A 19654-nucleotide genomic window follows, 5' to 3' on the forward strand; every position below is an offset into this window, starting at 1 on the left:
AGGAGAACGGCCCGGAGTCCGTCGCGCGACCGGAGCCGGTCCTCCGCATGCGGACCGCCGGGGCCGCCTGTATGAATGAAGGACCACGCGCATGATCGGAGTCGGGCATGGACGATTACCCGCTTCTCAATTTCTTCTGGACGATGATGTGGTTCTTCCTGTGGGTCATGTGGTTCTTCCTCCTCTTCAAGGTCATCACGGACATCTTCCGTGACCACACCCTTGGCGGCTGGGGGAAGACGGGCTGGCTCATCCTGGTGCTGGTGCTGCCGTTCCTCGGCATCTTCGTGTACCTGATCGTCCGCGGGCACAGCATGCACGAACGGGACCGGAAGCAGGCCGAGGAGCAGCAGGCGGCCTTCCGTTCCTACGTGCAGAGGACGGCCGGGAGCGGCGGCGGCTCGGCGGACGAGCTGCACAAACTCTCCGCGCTCAAGGACAAGGGCGACATCACCCAGGAGGAATTCGACCGGGCCAAGGCCAAGATCCTGGCCTGACGCCCGGGGCGCGCGAGTGGTCCGGTTGCCGATAATCCGCGACGGATCGATCCTGGTTACCCTGGCAGGCATGACGGCCATGGCACCCACGCGCACCGAACCGGACCTGTCCTTCCTCCTGGACCACACCAGTCACGTGCTGCGGACGCAGATGAGCGCGCGGCTCGGCGAGATCGGGCTCACCCCGCGGATGCACTGCGTCCTGGTCCACGCCCTGGAGGGGGAGCGCACCCAGGCGCAGCTCGCCGAGATCGGCGACATGGACAAGACCACGATGGTGGTGACCGTCGACGCGCTGGAGAAGGCCGGTCTGGCCGAGCGCCGGCCTTCCAGTACCGACCGGCGGGCGCGGGTCATCGCCGTGACCGAGGAGGGGGCGAAGGTCGCGAAGGAGAGCCAGAAGATCGTCGACCGGGTTCACGAGGGTGCCCTCGGCGCCCTGCCCGAGGACGAGCGCGAGATGTTGCTCCGGGCGTTGAACCGGCTGGTCACGGGGCATCTGGAGACGCCGGTCGAAGGTGCGCGTCCGGCCCGGCGGGCCCGTCAGAAAGGGTAGTCGAGGGTGCTCGTGAAGCGCCCGCCCAGCTTGGATCCGTAAAAGATAGTCTGCAACGGAACTATCTGTTACGGTCTCTCTTGTTGCCTCCCGACGACAGGAGAGATCGCCGTGCCCACCACCGCCCCGCCCCCTTCCCCCTCTCTCTCGCGCTCCCGCCGGCCGGCCCTGGGCGTCCTGGCCACCGGGATGCTGATGACGGTCCTCGACGGCAGCATCGTGACCGTCGCGATGCCCGCCATCCAGGGCGACCTCGGATTCACTCCGGTCGGGCTCAGCTGGGTCGTCAACGCCTACCTCATCGCCTTCGGCTCGCTGCTCCTGCTCGCCGGCCGCCTCGGTGACCTGATCGGCCGCAAGCGGATGTTCCTCGCGGGGACCGCGGTGTTCACCGCCTCCTCGCTGCTGGCCGGCTTCGCCACCTCGCCCGAGATGCTGATAGCGGCCCGTTTCCTGCAGGGCGCCGGCAGCGCGATGGCCTCCGCCGTCAGTCTCGGGATCCTCGTCACGCTCTTCACCGAACCGCGCGAACGGGCCGGCGCCATCGGGGTCTTCAGCTTCACCGGCGCGGCCGGAGCCTCCCTCGGACAGGTCCTCGGCGGTGTCCTCACCGACGCGCTGACCTGGAACTGGATCTTCTTCATCAATCTGCCCATCGGCATCGCGGTGTTCCTCATCGCCCTCCCGGCCCTGCCGGGCGACCGCGGGCTGGGCCTTACGGCGGGCGCGGACGCCCTCGGCGCGCTGCTCGTCACGTCGGGCCTGATGCTCGGGATCTACACGGTCGTCAAGATCGAGACATACGGGGCCGGTTCGGCCCGCACCCTCGGCCTCGGCGCCCTCGCGCTCGCCCTGCTCGCCGGGTTCCTCGTCCGCCAGGCCACCGCACGCAATCCGCTCATGCCGCTGCGGATCTTCCGCTCCCGCAGCGTCCTCGGCGCCAACCTGGTCCAGATGCTGATGGTCGCCGCTCTGTTCTCCTTCCAGATACTCGTCGCGCTCTACATGCAGAACGTGCTCGGGTACTCCGCCTCCGCGACCGGTCTCGCGATGCTGCCGGCCGCCGCCGTTATCGGACTGGTGTCCCTCACGGTCTCGGCCCGGCTGAACTCCCGCTTCGGCGAGCGCAGGGTGCTGCTGGCCGGTCTGGTCCTGCTGGTCGGCGTACTCGGCCTGCTGACCCGCGTACCCGGACGGGCCGACCAGGCCGACTACCTCACGGACCTGCTCCCGGTGATGCTCCTCGCCGCCGGGTTCGGCCTCGCGCTCCCCGCCCTGACATCGCTGGGCATGTCCGGTGCGAAGGAAGCCGACGCGGGCCTGGCCTCCGGCCTCTTCAACACCACCCAGCAGATCGGCATGGCGCTGGGCATCGCGGTCCTCTCCACCCTGGCCGCCGCCCGCACCGAGTCCCTCACCGCGTCCGGCCGTCCCGTCCCCGAGGCCCTGACCGGCGGATACCACCTGGCCTTCGCGGTCGGGGCCGCCCTGATCCTGGCCGCTCTGGCCATCGCCCTCACGATCCTGCGCGGCCCGAAGGGCTCCTCGCGGCCGGTCACGGCCGGGCGAGGGACGCAGCTCGCGGGCCTGTGACACCGGGGCCGTAGGGGCCGGGGCGGATCACCGCTCCGGTCCCGCCTCCACGTTGTGGGTCATGCGCTCCAGGACCGAGACGGCGGTGAGGTACTCCTCGCGCGTGATCCCCCGCGCCGACCGCTCGCGGAAGGCGCCCATCCGGCGCGCGGCCTCGGCGAGGAGGGCGCGGCCGTCGTCGGTCAGGGCGAGGCGGTCCGGCCGGGGGCGGGTCAGCCGGCCGTCGGCGAGGAGCGCCGCGACGGTGGCGGACAGGGCCGAGGTGCCGTCGCCGACGGCCAGGGCGGTCGCAAGGCCGGCGTCGGTGGCTCGCGCGTCGTCCCGGACGGCGTTGAGGACCTGCCAGCCGAGCCGGGTGAGACCGAACGCGGCGAGCGCGGAGTCCATGGATGCGGTCAGGGCCCGGTCCGTGCGGTTCAGCCAGTAGCCGATGGGCTTCACGTCCCGCTCCACGTCCCGTTTCGTGTCCTGCTTCATGTCCTGCTCCTTCTGGGGGGCCGCCGGTCGGCGGGTCAGTGGCCGGTGAAGGCGTCCGCGTTCTCGCGGGCCCACTGCCGGTAGGTGCGGGCGGGTACGCCGAGGAGGGTCTCGGTGGTGTCGCCGAGGGGCGCGGGTCCGTGGTCGGCGGCCTCCCACAGGTCGAGCAGCGAGGAGACCATCGGGGCCGGCATGTGACGGCCCATCTGCTGTTCCGCCTCGGCGCGGGTGATGTGCTCGACCGGGACCGGGCGGTCGAGGGCCTGCGAGAGGGCGGCCAGCTGCGCGCGGAAGGTGAGCGATTCGGGGCCGGTCAGGGTGAGCGAGCGGCCGGTGAGGGAGCCGCCGGTCAGGGCCTCCACTGCGATGTCGGCGATGTCCTCGGGATGGATGGGCGCGATCTGCGCGTCCGGGTAGGCGAGCGGGACCGCCGCCGACCGGCCGATGGTCCGGGCCCAGCCCAGTGAGTTGCTGGCGAAGGCGTCGGGACGCAGGAAGGTGCAGGTGAGACCGGAGCCGGCGAGGGCGCGCTCGACCTGGAGGCTGTGGCGCGCGAGCGGGTCGCTCTCGGCGCCGGGGGCGAGCACCGACGCCGAGGACAGCAGGACGACGTGCTCGACCCCGGCGGCCTCGGCGGCCTTGACCAGGTCGTGGATGCCGGCGGGCTGGGGGTAGAGGAACACCTGGCGGATCCCGCGGAGCGCGGCGGCGAAGGTTTCCGGCCGGTCGAGGACGAGCTCGACGGTCTCGACCCCCGCCGGGACGGTCAGTTCGGCGGGGCGGGCGCTGGCGGCGCGGACGGGCAGGCCGGCGGAGTGCAGACGGTCGAGGACCGCGCGGCCGACCGTGCCACGGGCGCCGGTGATGAGGACGGTCACGAGAAACTCCATTCGTTCGTGGGCGCATATGCATGCTTACATGCACACGTTTTCATGTCAACACATGCCTGCAGAGACTCACGTATGTACGATGAGGGGCATGACGAAGCACGAGCCGGCGACCGACGAGGAACTGCTGGACGCCGTGGGCCCGGCCTTCGGGAAGCTGCGGCGCTCCTCGCTCCTGGAGGTCGAGAACCCGATCTCCCAGAAGGACCTGAGCCGCACCCTGGTCCTCAACATCGTCCTGGAGGCCGAACAGGGCGACGGCCGCGAGATCACCGTCGGCGCCGTCGCCGAGTACCTGGCCGTCGACCCCTCGGTCGCCAGCCGCATGGTGTCCGACAGCATCTCGGCCGGATACCTCGTCCGCGCCGCCTCCCAGCAGGACGGCCGCCGCACGATCCTTCACCTCAGCCCCGAGGGCCGGGACATGATGGACCGCTTCCGGCGGCACCAGCGCGCGGCCTTCGAGTACGTGACGGCCGACTGGACCGAGCGCGAACGCATCGACTTCGCCCGCCTCATGCTCAAGTACGTCGACGCCCAGAACGCGCTGCGCCACCGCTGACGGCCGCGCTCCGCGGCCCAGGAGCGCGGGCACAGCGCAGCCCCGGGCCGTCGGCCCGGGGCTGCGATGCGGGGCTGTGGTGCGTTTGGCGGTTACCTGAAGGAGACCCACTTGGCCGCGCTCGGCACCCCGTACTCGTCCAGCAGGAAGAGCATGTAGTAGCCGGGCGGGACGTCATTGGCCGAGGGCGGTGCCTGCAGGCGCAGGATGTTCCCCTTGCGGTGCACGATGCCCAGCTCCAGGTGGCGCTGGCTGGTGTTGAGCGAGTGCGTCGCGGTGGTCGGGGCCAGCAGGACGGCCTTCTTGACCCGGTCGGGCGTGGAGGTCCCCACCGTGAAGGCGGCGTCGTACCGCAGCGGTCCCTCAGGGGCGTAGTCCAGCACCGGGCGGTTTCCCCGGTGCAGGTAGGACGGCTCGAAGATCTCGATGCTGCCGTTCATGTCGTCGTCGATCTTCGGGTCGTTGGCGAGCTGCTGCAGCTCGTCACCGGTCACCATGACCCGGCCGTCCGGGAGGACGACGGCGTTGGAGTGGTAGCCGCGCGGCAGCCGCTGCGCCGGGCCCAGCTTCCACTCGCCCAGCGCGTTGCGGGTCTCGATCTGCCGGTACTTCAGATCGGACTTGGGGTTGTAGTCGCCGTTGCCGTAGTCCCGGATGCCGTAGGCGCCGTTGACGGTCAGCAGGCTCGCGTCGGGGAGCAGCAGCGTGTCGTCCTGCGTACGGCCGAAGGCGCGGGGCTGCTGCTTCTCCCAGCCGCCGCCGCTCGTGAGCCGGTAGGTGTTGGGGTCGTCCCGGTCGCCGCCGAGGACCAGGACGGAGTCGGGGCCGCGCAGTCCCGCGGGCAGCGGCACGGCGGAGCCGTAGCCGCGGTGGACGCCGTCGGGGCGCGCGGGCAGGTCCGTACGGGTCTCCGCGACCGGGTCGAAGGCCCACTGGCGGGTGGCGTGGCGGCCCAGCCCGTACACCTTGCCGTCGCGCAGGGTGAACAGGTGCGGGTAGTCGCTGTCGGCGCCGAACGGCGCGTCCACGCGCAGGGTGTCGGTCGGGACGTCCCTCGGGATCACCGTCTTCTCGAAGGGGACGGGGTGGCTCTTGGCCGGGAAGCGCTCGATGACGGAGGTGGAGGTGCCCCAGCCCTGGTCGGTGTGGCCGGACATGATCAGCAGGCGGCCGTCGGGGGCGGTGGCCACGGAGGGGTACCAGCGGCCGACCTCCATGTCCTTGTTCACGGACCAGCCCTCGGTCCACGGGTCGAAGACCAGCGACAGCTTGGCGCCGGCGCCGCCCCCGTAGCCGAGGTTGCCGCCGAAGACGCCGACCATGCCGTTGGGCAGGAAGGCGTGTCCGGCGCAGAAGAAGGGCGCAGGGCGCTTCACGCCCGTGCCGTCCGGCACGACCAGCTCGGGCGGGGTGACCTTCTTGAAGGCGTCCGGGCCGGTTCCGCGGCGCGGGTCCCACAGGAAGGCGCGGCCGGCGTTGGCCGCGCCGGTGGTGTTGGTGGGCGCGGGCTCCTCGGTGGGGTCGCTCTCCATGCGTTCGAAGGAGAAGAGCAGCACCTTGCCCGTCGGGAGCATGGCGACGTGGGCGGCGAAGTCGGGGGACTGGAAGTACTCGGCGAACTGCCCGAACGCCTTGGGGTGGAAGCGTGCGTTGACGTCCGCCTGGGAGCGGGTCAGTGAGTTCAGGCTGTCGATGCGGGCGAGCTGGGAGTACCCGCCCAGCTTGAGGAGCTGTTCGCGGACCTTCGTATGCTCCTGGGCGTGTTCGGCGCCGAGGGCGGCTCTTTCCTCGGGGCGGGCCGAGCCGTCGTGCGCGGCCGCGGGGACGGCGGGGAATGCGGTGACCAGGGCGGCGGCGGCCGCGAGGACGGAGAGCGCGGCCCGGTGGGTGGCCCGGCCTGCGGCCCGTTGAGCGGCCTGGTGCGCGGCCCGTTGAGCGGCCCGTTGAGCGGCCCGGTGCGCTGACCGGCGCTTGATGCGTGACATGTGACTCCTCACCAGAGGTGCTGGAGCGGCGGGTGCCCCGGACGTACGGGGGCACAGGACGCCTGCGACGTCTACGAGCACAGACCTATGCCGACGCGTCGGGCGCCGCACATCGGGAAGATCATTCGGGCTTCGGGCCGGCCGGGTGAAGACATCGCCCTGAGCTGCGCCGACAGCGCCCCGCAGCCCGATCCTCAGTCCCCCGCCCGGCCGCAGCCCCTAGTGATCAAGAGGCCGGGGCACCTCCTCGGGGGCGGGCGTCGGGCGCGACGCGGTCCGGTCCGGTCCGCGGCCGGTCCGTTGCCGGTCCACGGGCGGGGCCGGGCCGGGGCCGGGGCAACGGGGCCGAATCGGTCAGGATTCGAGAAGCGCCCTGCGTACAGGCGCAGTTACCGTTCGCCCATGGACATCAGCATTCACCTGAGCACCCTCCCGCACGACGACCCGGACGCCGCCGTGGCCTTCTACCGCGACGTCCTCGGCTTCGAGGTCCGCAGCGACGTCGGCCAGGGCAAGATGCGCTGGATCACGGTCGGCCCCGCCGGCCAGCCCGGCACGGGCATCCTCCTCGCGCCGCCCGCCGTCGACCCCGGGGTCACCGAGGCCGAGCGCCGCACCATCGCCGAGATGATGGCGAAGGGCACCTACGGCTGGATCCTCCTCGCCACCAAGAACCTCGACAGCGTCTTCGAGAAGGTCCAGGCAGGCGACGCCGAGGTCGTCCAGGAGCCGACCGAGCAGCCGTACGGCGTCCGCGACTGCGCCTTCCGCGACCCCGCGGGCAACCTCATCCGCATCCAAGAACTCCGCTGAACCGTTCGCGCACATCGACGAAGGGGGTCCATCCATGTGTCATCCCGCGTGGAGACGCGCACGGATCGAGGCCGCACACCTGCTGGACCTGGCGCGGCTGCGCCGCGTCCGGGACCGGCTCGACCGGGAGTACGCGCGTCCGCTCGACGTCGAGGAGCTCGCGCGCGCCGCGGACATGGCGGCGGGGCACCTCGGCCGCCAGTTCCGGCTCGCCTACGGCGCGTCCCCGTACGCCTATCTGACGGCGCGCCGCATCGAGCGCGCGACGGCCCTGCTGCGGGGCGGCGACCTCACCGTCACCGAGGTCGGCCGCGCCGTCGGCTGTGCGACCCCGGGCATCTTCGGCACCCGTTTCACCGAGCTGACCGGCACGGCTCCGGACGCCTACGCGCGCACCGCCCGGCGGCCGGCCGAACCGGTCAGGATTCGAGAAGCATCCGCCCCGGCCCCACAACTAGCGTGATGTTCATGACCTCCACCGAGACCTTCACCCTTGAGGTGGCCGACACCACGGCCGCCCACCGCTTCTACACCGCCTTCGCTCCCGACGTGCAGGTCCGCCTCAGGGCCTCGGAAGCACCGACGACCGGATTCCGCGGGTTCGCGCTCTCGCTCACCGTCCCCCGGCCGGCCGATGTGGACGCCCTCGCCGGCGCCGCTGTCGCCGCCGGGGCCACCACCCTGAAGTCCGCCTCGAAGTCGTTCTGGGGCTACGCCGCGATCGTGCGGGCCCCGGACGGGACGATCTGGAAGCTCGCGACGTCCGCGAAGCGGGACAGCGGTCCGGCCACCGGGCGGATCGACGACGTCGTGCTCCTGCTGGGGGCGGCCGACGTGTCCGCCAGCAAGCAGTTCTACGTCGGCCACGGCCTCGCCGTGGCCAAGAGCTTCGGCAGCAAGTACGTCGAGTTCGCCACCCCGTCGAGCCCCTTCAAGCTGGCGCTGTACGGGCGCCGCGCCCTGGCCAAGGACGTCGGCGTCCCGATCGACGGCTCCGGCTCCCACCGGCTCGTGATCGGCGGCACCGGCGGGACCTTCACCGACCCGGACGGCTTCGCCTGGGAGGCCGCGGTACCGGCTCCCACCGCCTGATCCCCGACCCGCACCACCCGATCGAGCATCGGCCATCGGCCATCGGCCATCGGCCATCGAGCTTCGCGAGAGAGGAACGCGCACATGAAGGGCACGCAGACGTCGACGGGGGACACCGGCGCGGTCGAGGAGCAGGCCGACGGTTTCACGGACGAGGAACGGGACGCGATCAAGGAGCGTGCCAAGGAGCTGAGGGCCGCCGGGCGCCGCGGATCACGTGCCGCCAAGCCCGACCCGGAGGCCGAGGTCCTCGCGAAGATCGCCGAGATGGAGGACGCGGACCGCGTCCTCGCGGCACGGCTCCACGCCATCATCAGGGCCGCCGCCCCGGACCTCTCCCCGAAGCTCTGGTACGGGATGCCCGCGTACGCCAAGGCCGGCAAGGTCCTCTGCTTCTTCCAGAGCGCGCAGAAGTTCAAGAGCCGGTACGCCACCCTCGGCTTCAGCGACCCGGCGAACCTGGACGAGGGCACGATGTGGCCGACCTCGTACGCCCTGACGAAGCTGACCCCGGCCGACGAGACACTGATCGCCGCGCTCGTCGAGCGGGCCGCCGGCTGATCCGCCGGGCCACCCGGCCGCGGGCTCCGGCACGGCAGCCCGGGGGTCACGGTGGGCGGATCTCACGCGGGCTCGGGCCGCGCCTCCCGGCCCGCTCCGGCGGCGCCGGCGGCGTCGGGCAGCAACCGGGCGGCCACCGTCGGCCCGTCCGTGCCGGCGCCCTCGACCAGCTCGGCGAAATCGGGCGGCGCGCACATCCGCACCTCAGCGCCAGGTGTTGATCTCCACGATCTCGCCGGTGTCCAGGTCGATCCGGCCCTGGAAGTCCCCCGCGTTGCGCGTGACGACGATCAGCAACGGCCGCTCGTCCTGCAAAAGGGCGAGGTGGAAGCCGTGCACGTCGTTCGGGTCCCGCAGCAGGTCGCCGGGCGGCCGCAGCCGGTACAGCTCCGAGCCGTCGGCGCGGTGCACCACCGCGTTGTCCGACCGGGTGAAGGGCGTGGGGTCCAGCGCTTCGACCACCAGCACCAGCGTCTCGCCCCGCTCCCGCCACGCCAGGACGTCCTGCGGCGGCAGCTCGTACGCCTTCTCGACGTCCCCGGCGGGGCCGCTCCATCGGACCGTGGTGTCGCCCGGGGTCCAGGTGACCGCAACGGCCTTTTCGGGTGGGGTCACTTGGCGGCCTCCGTGGGGTTCTCCCCGATGAAGCGGCGCAGCTCCGCGCAGAGGGCGCCGGGGTTGTCCAGCTGGACGAGGGTGCCCGCCCCGGGGATCTCCACGTACCGCCCCCGCGGCAGCAGCCCGGCGAGCCGGCGGCCCGTCGCCGGCGGCATCATGCGGTCCTCGGCTCCCCAGGCGACCAGCGCGGGCCGGTCGAAGCCCGTGAGCCTCTCCGCGGCCCGCAGGTAGGTGTCCTTCTCGGTGCTGCGGCAGAACTTGGCGAGGTCCCGGCGGATCGCGCGGTGGGTGAGCAGGGGCCGGTACCAGCGCCGCACGAGCGCGTACGGGATCGGCCGCGCCGCCATCCCGCCCAGCGAGCTCCGCATCCGAACGAGGAAGGGGACGCGGAAGGACTGCAGCAGCAGGAACAGGCCGCCCGGGATCCGGCTCGCCGCGTGCAGCGTCCTGCCCTGGACACCCGGCGGGTAGTTCTCCAGCGCCTCGCACGAGGTGAGGACGAGGCGGCCGATGCGTTCGTCGCGCACCCCCACCAGGAGCTGGGCGGTGCCCGCGTCGTTCTGGACCAGGGTGACACCGTGCAGGCCGAGGCGCTCCAGGAACTCGGCCAGTACCGCGGCGACCCCCTGCGCCGAAAGGTCCGCGTCCGGCCGCATCGGCCTGCGGTGGCTGCCGATCGGCAGTACGGGCACCACCACGCGGAAGTCCCCGCGCAGCTCCCGCACCACCGCGTCCCAGACCGACCCGTCGAACCCGAGCCCGTGGACGAGCACCACGGCCTCGCCGTCGCCGCCCGTGTCCGTGTAGTCGATGACGCCTGCGCTCAGCTCGATCTCGGACAAGGTGCTACCTCCGACTAGATAGACCGATCTAGTGAGAGACTAGCGAGCGTGAGGACCACGGGCGACACCAGGCAGCGCATCGTCACGGCCGCGACCGAGCTGTTCCGGCGCCAGGGCTATGCGGCGACGGGCATGAAGCAGATCGTCGCGGCCGCCGACGCGCCGTACGGCTCGGCCTACCACTTCTTCCCCGGCGGCAAATCGCAGCTGGGCGAGGAGGTGATCCGTACGTCCGGCGCGGCCTACCTCGCGCTGATCGCCGAACTCTTCGCCTCCCCCGACGGGGCCCCGGACGCATCCCCGGACGGAGGCCGTGACGGTGCCCGGGACATGGCCGCCGTCACGGGCGACGCGTTCACTGCCGCGGCGCAGACCCTCCAGGAGCTCGACTTCGCCGACCCGTGCCCCATCGCCACCGTCGCGCTGGAGGTGGCCAGTACCCACGAACCGCTGCGCCTGGCCACCGCCGAGGTGTTCGCGAGCTGGACGGACGGCCTCGCCGCCTTCTACGCCGCCGGAGGCCTCACCGAGCCCGCCGCGCACGAGACCGCGAGCTCGGTGATCGCCCTGCTGGAGGGCGCCTTCATGCTCGGCCGCGCCGCGCGCAGCACCGCCCCGGTCCTGGCCGCGTCCCGCGCCGCGACCGCCATCGTCCGAGCGGCCCGATCCACGCTCCCCGACACCCCCGACACGCCCGGTTCCCCCGCCGGCGCGTGACCGCTTCACCGGGCGACGGGCCGGGGCCGGGCTTCGGCGGTCGTCACGATGCGGTGGCGGCGGCTCGGCAGCATCAGGGTCGGGTGGGAGACGCTCCAGGCCGCGCCCGAGCAGATGAGCTCCTTGAGGCGGGCACCGGCCCGGCCCGTGACGGCCGTGGGCTTGACCCGGTCGTCGGGGGTCACCTTCTGGAGGATCCCGTCGCGGCGTCCGAGGCTGATGCACTGCGCGTTGTAGCCGATCGTGGTCTCGGGGACCTTCCGGCCGGTCAGCCGCGCGGCGAGCGCGTCCGCGGCCTGCCACGCCATCGGGGTCGCCGTGGCGCAGGACATCCGCAGCGCCTTGTTGCCCGCGCCCTCGGCGAGCGCGGCGTCGCCGACTGCGTACACGTCGGGGTGGGACACCGAACGCATGGTGGCGTCGACGACGATCCGTCCGGTGTCGGAGACCTCCAGCGTGGTGGCTGCCGCGATCGGGTGCACGGCGAAGCCGGCGGTCCACACGGTCACCTGGGCCGGGATCTCCCCGCCCGCAGCGGTGACCGCGCCGTTCGCTCCGACGCACGTGATGTCGGCCTGCTCGTGGACCGTGATGCCGAGCCGTTCGAAGGCGCCGCGCAGGTGGCGCCGGGCCTTGTCGCTGAGCCAGTCGCCGACGCCGCCGCGGGCGGCGATGGCGACCTCGAGGTCCGGGCGCGCCTCGGCGATCTCGGTGGCCGCTTCGATGCCGGTCAGCCCGCCGCCGGCGATCAGTACGGTCCCGCCCGGCGCCAGCTCGGCCAGCCGCGCCCGCAGCCGCAGTGCGCCCTGCTTCCCGGCGACGTCGTGGGCGTGCTCGGCGACGCCGGGGACGCCGTGGTCGGTGGCGGTGCTCCCCAGGGCGTACACGAGGGTGTCGTAGCCGAGGGTCCCGGCGCCGTGCTCGTCGGCGAGATCGACGTTCTTGCGGTCCACGTCGACGGCGGTGACCCGCGCCGCCCGGAACTGCACGCCGGTGCCCGCGTAGATGTCGCGCAGCCGGCGCGGCGGCAGGTCCTGGCCGCTCGCGAGCTGGTGCAGACGGACCCTCTCGACGAACTCGGGGTCGCCGTTGACCACGGTGATCTCGACGTCGTCGCGGTGCAGCCGCTTGGCGAGGCGACCGGCGGCGATGGCTCCGGCGTACCCGGCTCCGAGGACGACAATGCGGTGCTTCATGGCTGGCTCCCTATCCGGTTGGACTCACCTCCTGAACCGGACAGCCGCGCGATCCCTGACATCTTTCGAAAGTGACGTGGGTCACATCACCTGGGTGAGGGGGTGATGGGGGCCGGCAGCCGCCCACTGGCGCGTGATGCGTTCCAGCTTGTCGGGGTTGACCTGGATCTGGATCGCGCCGACGCCCTCGGGCGTGGGCGCGAGGGAGATGACGCCCAGAATCCGCTCGCCGGCCGTGATCAGAGCGGCGGGACCGCCGTTCACGACGGCGGCATGGGCAACGATGGCACCGCCTCCCGCATGGGCCCGCTTGGCCAGACCCGGCCGGAACAGACCCCGCAGGTACCGCGCGATGCCGAGCGCACCGATGACCGGGGTCCTGCGGGCCGGAACCCGGGCACCGCCGTCGGCCACCGTGACCGCGTCCTCGGTGAGCAGCCGGATCAGCGGCTCGGTGTCGCCGCTGAGCGCCGCGGCGAGGAACTCCTCGACGACCTTCCGCGCAGCGGCCGCATCGATCTCGGTGCGGGCCCGGTCACTGGCGAGGTGCTGCTTGGCGCGCCGGTAGATCTGCTGGCAGTTCGCCTCGGTGAGGTCGAGGATCTCGCCGATCTCGCGGTGCGCGTACCCGAACGCCTCGCGCAGTACGTACACCACGCGCTCGTTGGGCGACAGCCGCTCCATGAGGGTGAGCACCGCGAGGGACACCGACTCGCGCTGCTCGGCCGTGTCGGCCGGACCGAGCATCCGGTCTCCGGCCAGGACCGGCTCCGGGAGCCACTGCCCCACGTAGGTCTCCCGCCTGACCCGTGCCGAGGTGAGCTGGTTGAGGCAGAGGTTGGTGAGCACCTTCGTCAGCCAGGCCTCAGGCGTCTCGATCAGCTCCCGGTCCGCCGCGTGCCAGCGCAGGAACGTCTCCTGCACTGCGTCCTCGGCGTCACCGGCCGACCCCAGCAGCCGATAGGCGATCGCCTCCAGGCGGCCCCTGGAACCCTCGAACACGTCGGCCTCGTGCGTACGCAGTGACATCCCGTCATGATCGGCCATGTGTGCGGGCGCGTCCACAGGTTCCGTGACCGGCCCGGCGGCGGCCGGATGCGTCGTACCGGGCCCGGTGGCGGTGGCGGGATGCCCGAGTGCGGCACTCCGCGGGAACTTCACCCGGTGCCGGGCCCGGCCGGGCGTCGGTCGCGGGTCTGCGGACCCAGGGCCAGGAAGACCAGAACCGCGAACGCGATGACGGCGGCACCGGTACGGAGGTCGTTGAACATCTCCCAGCGGCGCAGGATCTCCGCGTGGTCGGCCGGGGCCGAGGTGCGCGCCCATTCCTTGATCCGGCCGTTGATCGGGACGTTGCCGAACCGGGTGATCAGGAAGGACGCGAGGGTCAGCAGACCCGCCGCACCTGCGAGCAGCCGGGTGCGGCCGCGCGTCAGGGCGGCGAGTGCCAGCGAGCAGACTGTCGACACCCCCATCGCGGCCTGCACGGTGATGCCGTTCATCTTCATCAGTTCGGCGTGGAACGACAGCCGCATGCCGAGGGGTACCGCGTTGAAGGTGGGGACGAGGTTGGCCGCGCCGTAGCCGAACGCGCCGGCGAGGAGTCCGGTGGCGAGCAGGGCGATGCCCTGAAGGAGTCGGATGCGCATGTTCGTGGGCTCCCGTACGTGAGTGCTTGTGGGGCCGGGCCGGGCCGGGCAGGGCGCAGGGCAGGGCGGGGGCGTGCCCCCGGTGCCGGCTCAGCTCTGCCCGTTCTCGGTCCAGGGGCGGAGCTTCTCCGGGTTGCGGACCGCCCAGATGCGGGAGATGCGGCCATCGGTGAGGCTGAACGACGCCACGGTCACGGTGACCCCGGAGTGCTGGGCGACCAGGCCGGGCCGTCCGTTGACCTTCCGTTCCAGCAGGGTCAGGCCGGGGGCCTTGTCGGCGATGTGGATCAGGTACTGGGCGATCTGCTCGCTGCCCTCGACCGGGCGCAGGACGGTGCCGACCAGTCCGCCGCCGTCGGCGGTCAACGTGGCGTCGGGGTCGAGGAGTCCGACGAGTGCCTTGATGTCCTTGGCCTCCCACGCCTCCTTGAAGTCCCGCACCCGGCCCGCCTGTCCGACGGTCGCGGCCACCGGGTCGGCCGGGGCCGCCGGGGCCTGCGCCGCGTGAATGCGGCGGCGGGCGGAGGACGCCAGTTGCCGGCAGGCCGCGGGCGTCCGGCCGAGGACCTCGGCGATCTCGGCGAAGGGGTAGCGGAAGACGTCGTGCAGGATGAAGGCCACGCGTTCGGCCGGTGTCATCGCCTCCAGGACGACGAGGAAGGCCATGTTCACCGACTCGTCCAGGGTGATCCGGTCGGCGGGGTCGACCGGCCCTCCGGTCCCGCCGTCGCCCGCCCGTCCGCTGATCCACTCCGTGCGGTCGGGCAGCGGCTCGGGTATCCATTCGCCGACGTAGCGCTCGCGCCTGGCCCGCGCCGAGCCGAGCACGTCCAGGCAGATGCGGCCGGCCACCGTCGTCAGCCAGGCACCGGGTGACTCGATGGCCTCCTGCTGCTGGCGCGACATCGCGTACCAGCGCGCGTACGTCTCCTGCACGGCGTCCTCGGCCTCGGCCAGCGAACCGAGCAGCCGGTAGGCGAGGTTGATCAGCTTGCGCCGCTCGCCGACGATCGCGCTCAGGCCCGGCTCGAAGCCGTCGTGCCCTGCCCCGGACGGGGTGTTCATGATCGTTACCGCTCCCTGTTCGTGTCGTCCGTTCCGGCTCTCGGCACTACGACGAAACACCGCCCCGAACGGTGAGGCCGGCGCGGCACCTCACATTTCGCGGCCCCACGTCGTCGGACTGCCGAGACACCGACGATCCACCGCCGCGAGGCAGATGAGGGGGGCCGCGCCATGGCCACGCAGACGACGGCAGTACCGGGCCGATTCACGTTCCTCCAGGTCGCGATAGCCGTGCAGACCTTGGCGATCTTCTTCCAGGCGGCGACCGCCGGGCTCCTGCTGTCCTCGTCGTACGGCGCGACACTGCACGACGTGGGTTCACGCGTGATGTACGGCGCCTCGATGCTGTACGTACTCGCCGCGGTCCTGGCCTGGCGGCCGGGCGGCGGCTCGCCCCGCCCCGTCCTGTACGCGTCCGGTTTCCTCGTACTCGCCTCGGTGCAGGTGGTGCTGGGCATCGCGCACATGCCCTCGCTCCATGTCCCGCTGGGCATCCTGATGTTCGGCCTCAGCATGATGGACCTGGGACATGTGCTGGCCACCCGCCGGTCGGGAGGCACCGGTAGCCGGTCGTAGCCGCCCCTCCACGGCCCCGTGGACGTCCTGGCCCGCACGGTGCGGCGGGTCCGGCCGCGGCAGGCGTCAGCAGGTCCGTCCGATGCGGGGGCGGCGAGGATCTTGGCGTGCGGGGCCGGAGGAACCGGGTAACGTCTTTGTCATGTTCTTCCAGACGCCGATTCACGAGTGAGCGCGTGACGGGGCCCCGCTGACGTCCTCCGACGTCGCCGCGCCCGTCCCCCACCGATGAATCCGTAGATCACTGCACATCATGACCGGGAGAACCCATGACCGTGAGCAAGAACATCAACAACCCCGTGGGCCAGGGCGGCGGCCAGCGCAAGAGGCTGTCGCGCGCCGAACGGCAGAACAACGGTCCGCACCGCAACCTCGACCGCCGGGGCGCCGCCGACCAGAAGGCGGAGCTGGTGCGCAAGATGCGCGAGAAGGCCGCCGCGGCCGAGGCCGCCGGGCAGACGGGCGAGAGCGCCGCACAGAGCTGACGCGCCGCCGCCGCAGGGCGGCAGCGCACGACGGCAGGGCCCGGACCGCGACGCGCGGTCCGGGCCCTGCCGTCGTATCGGGATCGGCCCCGGGATCGGCCCCGGGATCGGCCCCGGGCGGGCCCGGGCAGGGCAGAGCCGGGCTCGAAAGCCGGCCCATCGGCGCGCCCGCTCACGGCCCGGACCCGGCCGGGGGCTCCGCGTCCGCCGGGGCGGACGACCTTTTGCCGCGGCCGCCCGACTACCAGGCAGCCCGCAATGCCGCCGCGATCTGAACGACATCCAGGTCGACGACGACCTCGTCCGTGTCCCACACGCCGCCCGAGGTGATCGCCATGCCTATGAAGGCAAGCTCGGCAGCGGCCTCGCGCAGTTCGTACTCTTCGCGGCTCTCCTCGCAGGCCCCGCCCAGTTCCTCACGTTCCCAGGCGGCGACCGCAGCCTCAGCGACGGGCCGGGGCAATCGCACCTCGATCCGGCTGATCCGGGGCTCGAGATGAGCCCCGACCGCGGCCAGCACAGCCCGGTCCCGCCGGTACTTCTCGTACTCCTCGCGATCTCCCACGGGCCGAGGGTACCCAGGCCCCACGGCCGGCCGGCCCGGCACGGGAGTCCGCCGACGGCCGGTGGTGGCCCCGCACCCCAGGCGTCCGGGGTGCGGGGGACGCTTCAGACGAGGCTCGTCAGCAGTTCCGCGAAGATCCGCGGCCGGCTGAAGTAGCCGATGTGCGAGGCCGCGAGGGTGTGCACGTCGAAGGGGTTGTGCGGGGTCAGCGCGTCCGCTGCGCGGATCATGTGGTCCTGGACGGCCAGGGCAAGGCTCCGGTCCGCGGAGAGCCGGACGTACGTGTGCGGCACCCGCCCCCACGTGCCGGCCCGGACCAGCGCTCCCGGCTCCATCACCGAGTAGGTCTCGTCAGGGTCCAGGGAGTCGAGCAGCAGCCGGAACTGGTGGTCGGTCGAGTCGGCCATGATGGCGGCCTTCAGCACGGCGAACAGGTCCGGATCGGCGTGGGCGGCCCGCCAGTTCAGCCGGACCACGCCCGGATCGCGTACGCCCGGCACGGTGATCCGGGCCACTGCGGCGTTCAGCAGGCTGTCGTCGGCCACATCCCACGTCCCGGTGAGCATGGCCGGGTCGCCGAGGCAGAGCGCGGAGAGGTAGACCACCCGCTCGAGCAGCTCCGGTGCGGCGTTGGCGACGGCGCTGATCGTCAGACCGCCGAGGCTGTTGCCGACCAGGACGATCGGGCCCGACGCCGCGAGCCGCCGCAGGGTGTCCACCACGTGGCGCACGTTGTCCTCCAACGTGACACCCCGCAGCGCGGAGGGTGCGGCGGCGAGCGCCGTGACGTCCTGGGGCTGCCGGTAGTAGGCGGCAGGGGTGTCGGCGAGGTCGCCGTGGCCGGGCAGGTCGACGGCGTGCGAACGGTACCCGAGCAGGGCCAGCTCGTTCTGCAACGGGCCCCAGGCCCGGGCATTGCTGGAGCCGCCGTGAACACATACGAAAATGGGGCGCGAGTCGGCGCGCATGGTGAAGATCCTCGTCATCCAGAGGTGAACGGTGGACGTGGGACCATGTGCCGGCGACGGCCGGCACCACGGTCAGCGCGTCGACCGGTCGCGCAGGGCCTGCCGGTTGTGGATGACGGAACACATACGGGCAACCGTAACAGCCGGCCCCGCACCGAGCACGGCCGTCCGGCGCCTCGCCATGCGACGGCATCGCACAGGGGCAAGGAAGGCCCAGGTCACCGACCTGGGCCTTCTTGTGAGAGCGGATGCCGTCCGGATCGAAGCTCGGCCTGGCAGTTGCCTGCCATCCCGTGACGGGTGGCGAAGCCGGCAGGCTCCCGGCGTCATTGCGTGGACGGGCTGGTGAGGTCGTCGTGTCCCCGGTCCGGCACGTTGTTCACCAGGAGCCCGTTGCGCTCGGCGGCCAGGGCGGCCTGTACCCGGTTGGTCGCTCTGAGCTTGGCCAGGATGGCACTGACATGTTCCTTCACGGTGCTGAGACTCGTGTAGGTCTTGACGGCTATGGCGGTGTTGGTCAGCCCCTCGGCGAGCAGCCCCAGGACTTCGTGCTCGCGCTCTGTCAGCTGCGGCCGGGGTTCGCCCGACGGCAGGCGTCCATGCAGGGCGAGATGGCCGTCGATGACGGTGTTCCCCGGCCGGGGCGAGAGGGCGACACCGCCGGAGGCGATGAAGCGCACCATCGGTGCCAGGTGTTCGGGTTCGGTGTCCTTGAGCAGGAAGCCCGCCGCACCGGCCCGGAGGGCGCTGGTGAGGTGCTCGTCGGTGTCGAAGGTGGTCAGCATGCACACAGCCGGCGGATCCGGGAGTTCCCGGATCCGCCGCAACACCGTGAGCCCGTCGACGTCCGGCATCCGGATGTCGAGGAGTACCGCGTCGGGCGCCCGTTCGGCGATGGCCTCGATAGCACCTGATCCGCTGGTCAGAGCGATGACATCGATGTCACTCTCCGTCGAGAGGATGCGTTGGAACCCGGTCCGGATGAGTGCTTCGTCGTCCACGATTACAACCTTGATCACCAGGCACTCCGCTCACACACCAGCACGGTGTCACCGGCGGCCCGGCCTGATGACGCCAGAGATCATACTGGCGGCCCGGGTGCCCGACGCGTCACTGGCCCGAGAGGCGGGAGGCCGCGAGGGCCTGGCCGCCCAGACGGTCCGTGTCGGTGGGGGATCCGCCGAGCCGGTGAAGGAGTACCCATCGCCCGTCGGGGAGCGTTGCCGCGAAGACGGACGCTCCGTCAGTGGCACCGTTGTGCCAGGTCACGGCGCCGGTCTTCTGCCAGGTCGGGGCGGGCGGCCCGAGGAGTCTGTCGACGAGCAGCCCGGTCAGCAGTTGGGCGGCCGCCCGGGGAGTGGCCCAGAGGCCACCCGCGGGCAGGATGGCGCCATCCATGGTCCACGGCGTCCGGGGGCGGTTCAGCAGGCGGGTCGTCGCGAGCAGCCGCTGCTCGGCCGGGGGATGTGCCGTCATCTCGTTGATGCCCAGGGGCTCCAGGACGTAAGTGCGTACCACCTCCTCATACGGGACCCCGGCCGCCGCGGACAGGGCTGAACCGAGCAGCGCGTAACCGAGGTTGGAGTACTCCTCGGACGCGCTGGGCGGAGCCGTGGCCATCTCGCCGAGACCGCCGAGCAGCGCGTCCAGGGCGGCCTGGTCGAAGCCGCCGTACGGGTTCCTGCGCGGCAGGCCCGGGGGCAGGCGGGGCAGCCCGGACGTGTGGTCCGCCAGGTGCCGCAGGGTGATGCCGCTGCCGGGCGGTGTGTCGAGCCAGCGTTCGATGGGATCGTCCACGCCGAGGACGTCGGCCTCGGCCATGCGCATCAACGCGGTGCCGGTGACGACCTTGGTCAGCGATCCGATCTGGACGTAGCCGGAGATGCTGTGGCCGTGGGTGACACGGGGTTCGATTCCACTGCCGAGAAGGCAGCTGGGTGTCCGGAACAT

At 72.0% G+C, this 19654-nt stretch carries 25 protein-coding genes; 11 read left to right on the forward strand and 14 right to left on the reverse strand.

Annotated elements, in window-relative coordinates:
* The first annotated feature begins 107 nt into the window (after nucleotides 1-107).
* From OG753_RS22875 to OG753_RS22885, 3 genes are all read left to right on the forward strand, one after another.
* On the forward strand, nucleotides 108-497 hold the full coding sequence (locus OG753_RS22875; RefSeq protein ID WP_327263557.1) for an SHOCT domain-containing protein: 390 nt from the start codon (nucleotides 108-110) through the stop codon (nucleotides 495-497).
* A gap of 70 nt (nucleotides 498-567) precedes the next feature.
* Nucleotides 568-1053 carry a MarR family winged helix-turn-helix transcriptional regulator gene (locus OG753_RS22880; RefSeq protein ID WP_405789898.1) on the forward strand — a complete coding sequence of 162 codons (486 nt, stop codon included), beginning with the start codon at nucleotides 568-570 and terminating at the stop codon, nucleotides 1051-1053.
* A 111-nt stretch (nucleotides 1054-1164) separates the two neighbouring features.
* Complete coding sequence (locus tag OG753_RS22885) at nucleotides 1165-2646, forward strand: MFS transporter (protein ID WP_405789900.1); 1482 nt, start codon at nucleotides 1165-1167, stop codon at nucleotides 2644-2646.
* 27 nt (nucleotides 2647-2673) lie between these two features.
* On the opposite strand, the gene OG753_RS22890 is transcribed toward OG753_RS22885, so the two are convergent.
* Together OG753_RS22890 and OG753_RS22895 are read right to left on the reverse strand one after the other, a co-directional pair.
* Nucleotides 2674-3123 carry a MarR family winged helix-turn-helix transcriptional regulator gene (locus OG753_RS22890; protein ID WP_405789902.1) on the reverse strand — a complete coding sequence of 150 codons (450 nt, stop codon included), beginning with the start codon at nucleotides 3121-3123 and terminating at the stop codon, nucleotides 2674-2676.
* 35 nt (nucleotides 3124-3158) lie between these two features.
* Nucleotides 3159-4001, reverse strand: a complete 843-nt coding sequence (locus OG753_RS22895) for an NAD(P)H-binding protein (RefSeq protein WP_327263561.1) — start codon at nucleotides 3999-4001, stop codon at nucleotides 3159-3161.
* Between the two features lie 100 nt (nucleotides 4002-4101).
* Between OG753_RS22895 and OG753_RS22900 the strand changes: the two genes are divergently transcribed.
* The gene (locus OG753_RS22900) at nucleotides 4102-4572 is read left to right on the forward strand and encodes a MarR family winged helix-turn-helix transcriptional regulator (protein ID WP_327263562.1); all 471 of its coding nucleotides are present in this window, start codon (nucleotides 4102-4104) and stop codon (nucleotides 4570-4572) included.
* A gap of 92 nt (nucleotides 4573-4664) precedes the next feature.
* Here the strand turns inward: OG753_RS22900 and OG753_RS22905 are convergent, their stop codons facing one another.
* A complete protein-coding gene (locus OG753_RS22905) occupies nucleotides 4665-6557 on the reverse strand; it encodes a galactose oxidase-like domain-containing protein (RefSeq protein ID WP_405789905.1) in 1893 nt (630 codons plus the stop codon).
* A 402-nt stretch (nucleotides 6558-6959) separates the two neighbouring features.
* On the opposite strand from OG753_RS22905, the gene OG753_RS22910 reads away from it, so the two are divergent.
* The 4 genes from OG753_RS22910 to OG753_RS22925 all read left to right on the forward strand — a co-directional run bounded on the left by OG753_RS22910 (nucleotide 6960) and on the right by OG753_RS22925 (nucleotide 9023).
* Nucleotides 6960-7370, forward strand: coding sequence for a VOC family protein (locus OG753_RS22910; protein ID WP_327263564.1), 411 nt, complete (start codon nucleotides 6960-6962; stop codon nucleotides 7368-7370).
* Nucleotides 7371-7404: 34 nt separating this feature from the next.
* The gene (locus OG753_RS22915; RefSeq protein ID WP_401685133.1) at nucleotides 7405-7833 is read left to right on the forward strand and encodes a helix-turn-helix transcriptional regulator; all 429 of its coding nucleotides are present in this window, start codon (nucleotides 7405-7407) and stop codon (nucleotides 7831-7833) included.
* Nucleotides 7834-7838: 5 nt separating this feature from the next.
* Nucleotides 7839-8462 carry a glyoxalase gene (locus OG753_RS22920; RefSeq protein ID WP_405789907.1) on the forward strand — a complete coding sequence of 208 codons (624 nt, stop codon included), beginning with the start codon at nucleotides 7839-7841 and terminating at the stop codon, nucleotides 8460-8462.
* Nucleotides 8463-8546: 84 nt separating this feature from the next.
* Nucleotides 8547-9023, forward strand: coding sequence for a DUF1801 domain-containing protein (locus tag OG753_RS22925; protein WP_327263567.1), 477 nt, complete (start codon nucleotides 8547-8549; stop codon nucleotides 9021-9023).
* Between the two features lie 62 nt (nucleotides 9024-9085).
* Here OG753_RS22925 and OG753_RS22930 read toward each other — a convergent pair whose 3' ends face one another.
* The 3 genes from OG753_RS22930 to OG753_RS22940 are packed head-to-tail and all read right to left on the reverse strand — an operon-like array spanning nucleotide 9086 to nucleotide 10483.
* Entirely contained in the window at nucleotides 9086-9220 is a 135-nt protein-coding gene (locus tag OG753_RS22930) for a hypothetical protein (RefSeq protein WP_327263568.1), read from the reverse strand.
* A gap of 7 nt (nucleotides 9221-9227) precedes the next feature.
* Nucleotides 9228-9638, reverse strand: a complete 411-nt coding sequence (locus tag OG753_RS22935; RefSeq protein ID WP_405789909.1) for a hypothetical protein — start codon at nucleotides 9636-9638, stop codon at nucleotides 9228-9230.
* Complete coding sequence (locus tag OG753_RS22940) at nucleotides 9635-10483, reverse strand: alpha/beta fold hydrolase (protein ID WP_405789911.1); 849 nt, start codon at nucleotides 10481-10483, stop codon at nucleotides 9635-9637. The genes OG753_RS22935 and OG753_RS22940 overlap by 4 nt, the downstream gene beginning before the upstream one ends.
* Before the next feature lie 48 nt (nucleotides 10484-10531).
* Between OG753_RS22940 and OG753_RS22945 the strand changes: the two genes are divergently transcribed.
* Nucleotides 10532-11200 (forward strand): TetR/AcrR family transcriptional regulator, encoded by a 669-nt coding sequence (locus tag OG753_RS22945; protein WP_405789913.1) that lies wholly within the window; start codon nucleotides 10532-10534, stop codon nucleotides 11198-11200.
* A gap of 5 nt (nucleotides 11201-11205) precedes the next feature.
* Here the strand turns inward: OG753_RS22945 and OG753_RS22950 are convergent, their stop codons facing one another.
* From OG753_RS22950 to sigJ (OG753_RS22965), 4 genes are all read right to left on the reverse strand, one after another.
* Complete coding sequence (locus OG753_RS22950; RefSeq protein ID WP_327263572.1) at nucleotides 11206-12396, reverse strand: FAD-dependent oxidoreductase; 1191 nt, start codon at nucleotides 12394-12396, stop codon at nucleotides 11206-11208.
* An 81-nt stretch (nucleotides 12397-12477) separates the two neighbouring features.
* Entirely contained in the window at nucleotides 12478-13425 is a 948-nt protein-coding gene (sigJ, locus tag OG753_RS22955) for an RNA polymerase sigma factor SigJ (protein ID WP_327263573.1), read from the reverse strand.
* A 128-nt stretch (nucleotides 13426-13553) separates the two neighbouring features.
* Entirely contained in the window at nucleotides 13554-14045 is a 492-nt protein-coding gene (locus tag OG753_RS22960; RefSeq protein WP_405789915.1) for an anthrone oxygenase family protein, read from the reverse strand.
* Nucleotides 14046-14135: 90 nt separating this feature from the next.
* On the reverse strand, nucleotides 14136-15110 hold the full coding sequence (sigJ, locus tag OG753_RS22965; RefSeq protein ID WP_405789917.1) for an RNA polymerase sigma factor SigJ: 975 nt from the start codon (nucleotides 15108-15110) through the stop codon (nucleotides 14136-14138).
* Between the two features lie 171 nt (nucleotides 15111-15281).
* On the opposite strand from sigJ (OG753_RS22965), the gene OG753_RS22970 reads away from it, so the two are divergent.
* Both OG753_RS22970 and OG753_RS22975 read left to right on the forward strand, forming a co-directional pair.
* Entirely contained in the window at nucleotides 15282-15686 is a 405-nt protein-coding gene (locus tag OG753_RS22970) for a hypothetical protein (protein WP_327263576.1), read from the forward strand.
* Nucleotides 15687-15955: 269 nt separating this feature from the next.
* Nucleotides 15956-16171 (forward strand): DUF6243 family protein, encoded by a 216-nt coding sequence (locus OG753_RS22975; RefSeq protein ID WP_327263577.1) that lies wholly within the window; start codon nucleotides 15956-15958, stop codon nucleotides 16169-16171.
* Between the two features lie 241 nt (nucleotides 16172-16412).
* Here the strand turns inward: OG753_RS22975 and OG753_RS22980 are convergent, their stop codons facing one another.
* From OG753_RS22980 to OG753_RS22995, 4 genes are all read right to left on the reverse strand, one after another.
* Nucleotides 16413-16736, reverse strand: coding sequence for a hypothetical protein (locus OG753_RS22980; RefSeq protein ID WP_405789920.1), 324 nt, complete (start codon nucleotides 16734-16736; stop codon nucleotides 16413-16415).
* A 104-nt stretch (nucleotides 16737-16840) separates the two neighbouring features.
* A complete protein-coding gene (locus tag OG753_RS22985) occupies nucleotides 16841-17704 on the reverse strand; it encodes an alpha/beta hydrolase (RefSeq protein WP_405789921.1) in 864 nt (287 codons plus the stop codon).
* Nucleotides 17705-18030: 326 nt separating this feature from the next.
* Nucleotides 18031-18723, reverse strand: a complete 693-nt coding sequence (locus OG753_RS22990) for a response regulator transcription factor (protein WP_327263580.1) — start codon at nucleotides 18721-18723, stop codon at nucleotides 18031-18033.
* Nucleotides 18724-18814: 91 nt separating this feature from the next.
* Nucleotides 18815-19654, reverse strand: coding sequence for a serine hydrolase domain-containing protein (locus tag OG753_RS22995; protein WP_327263581.1), 840 nt, complete (start codon nucleotides 19652-19654; stop codon nucleotides 18815-18817).

It is taken from the genome of Streptomyces sp. NBC_00029 (assembly GCF_045160505.1).
Classification (GTDB): Bacteria; Actinomycetota; Actinomycetes; order Streptomycetales; family Streptomycetaceae; genus Streptomyces.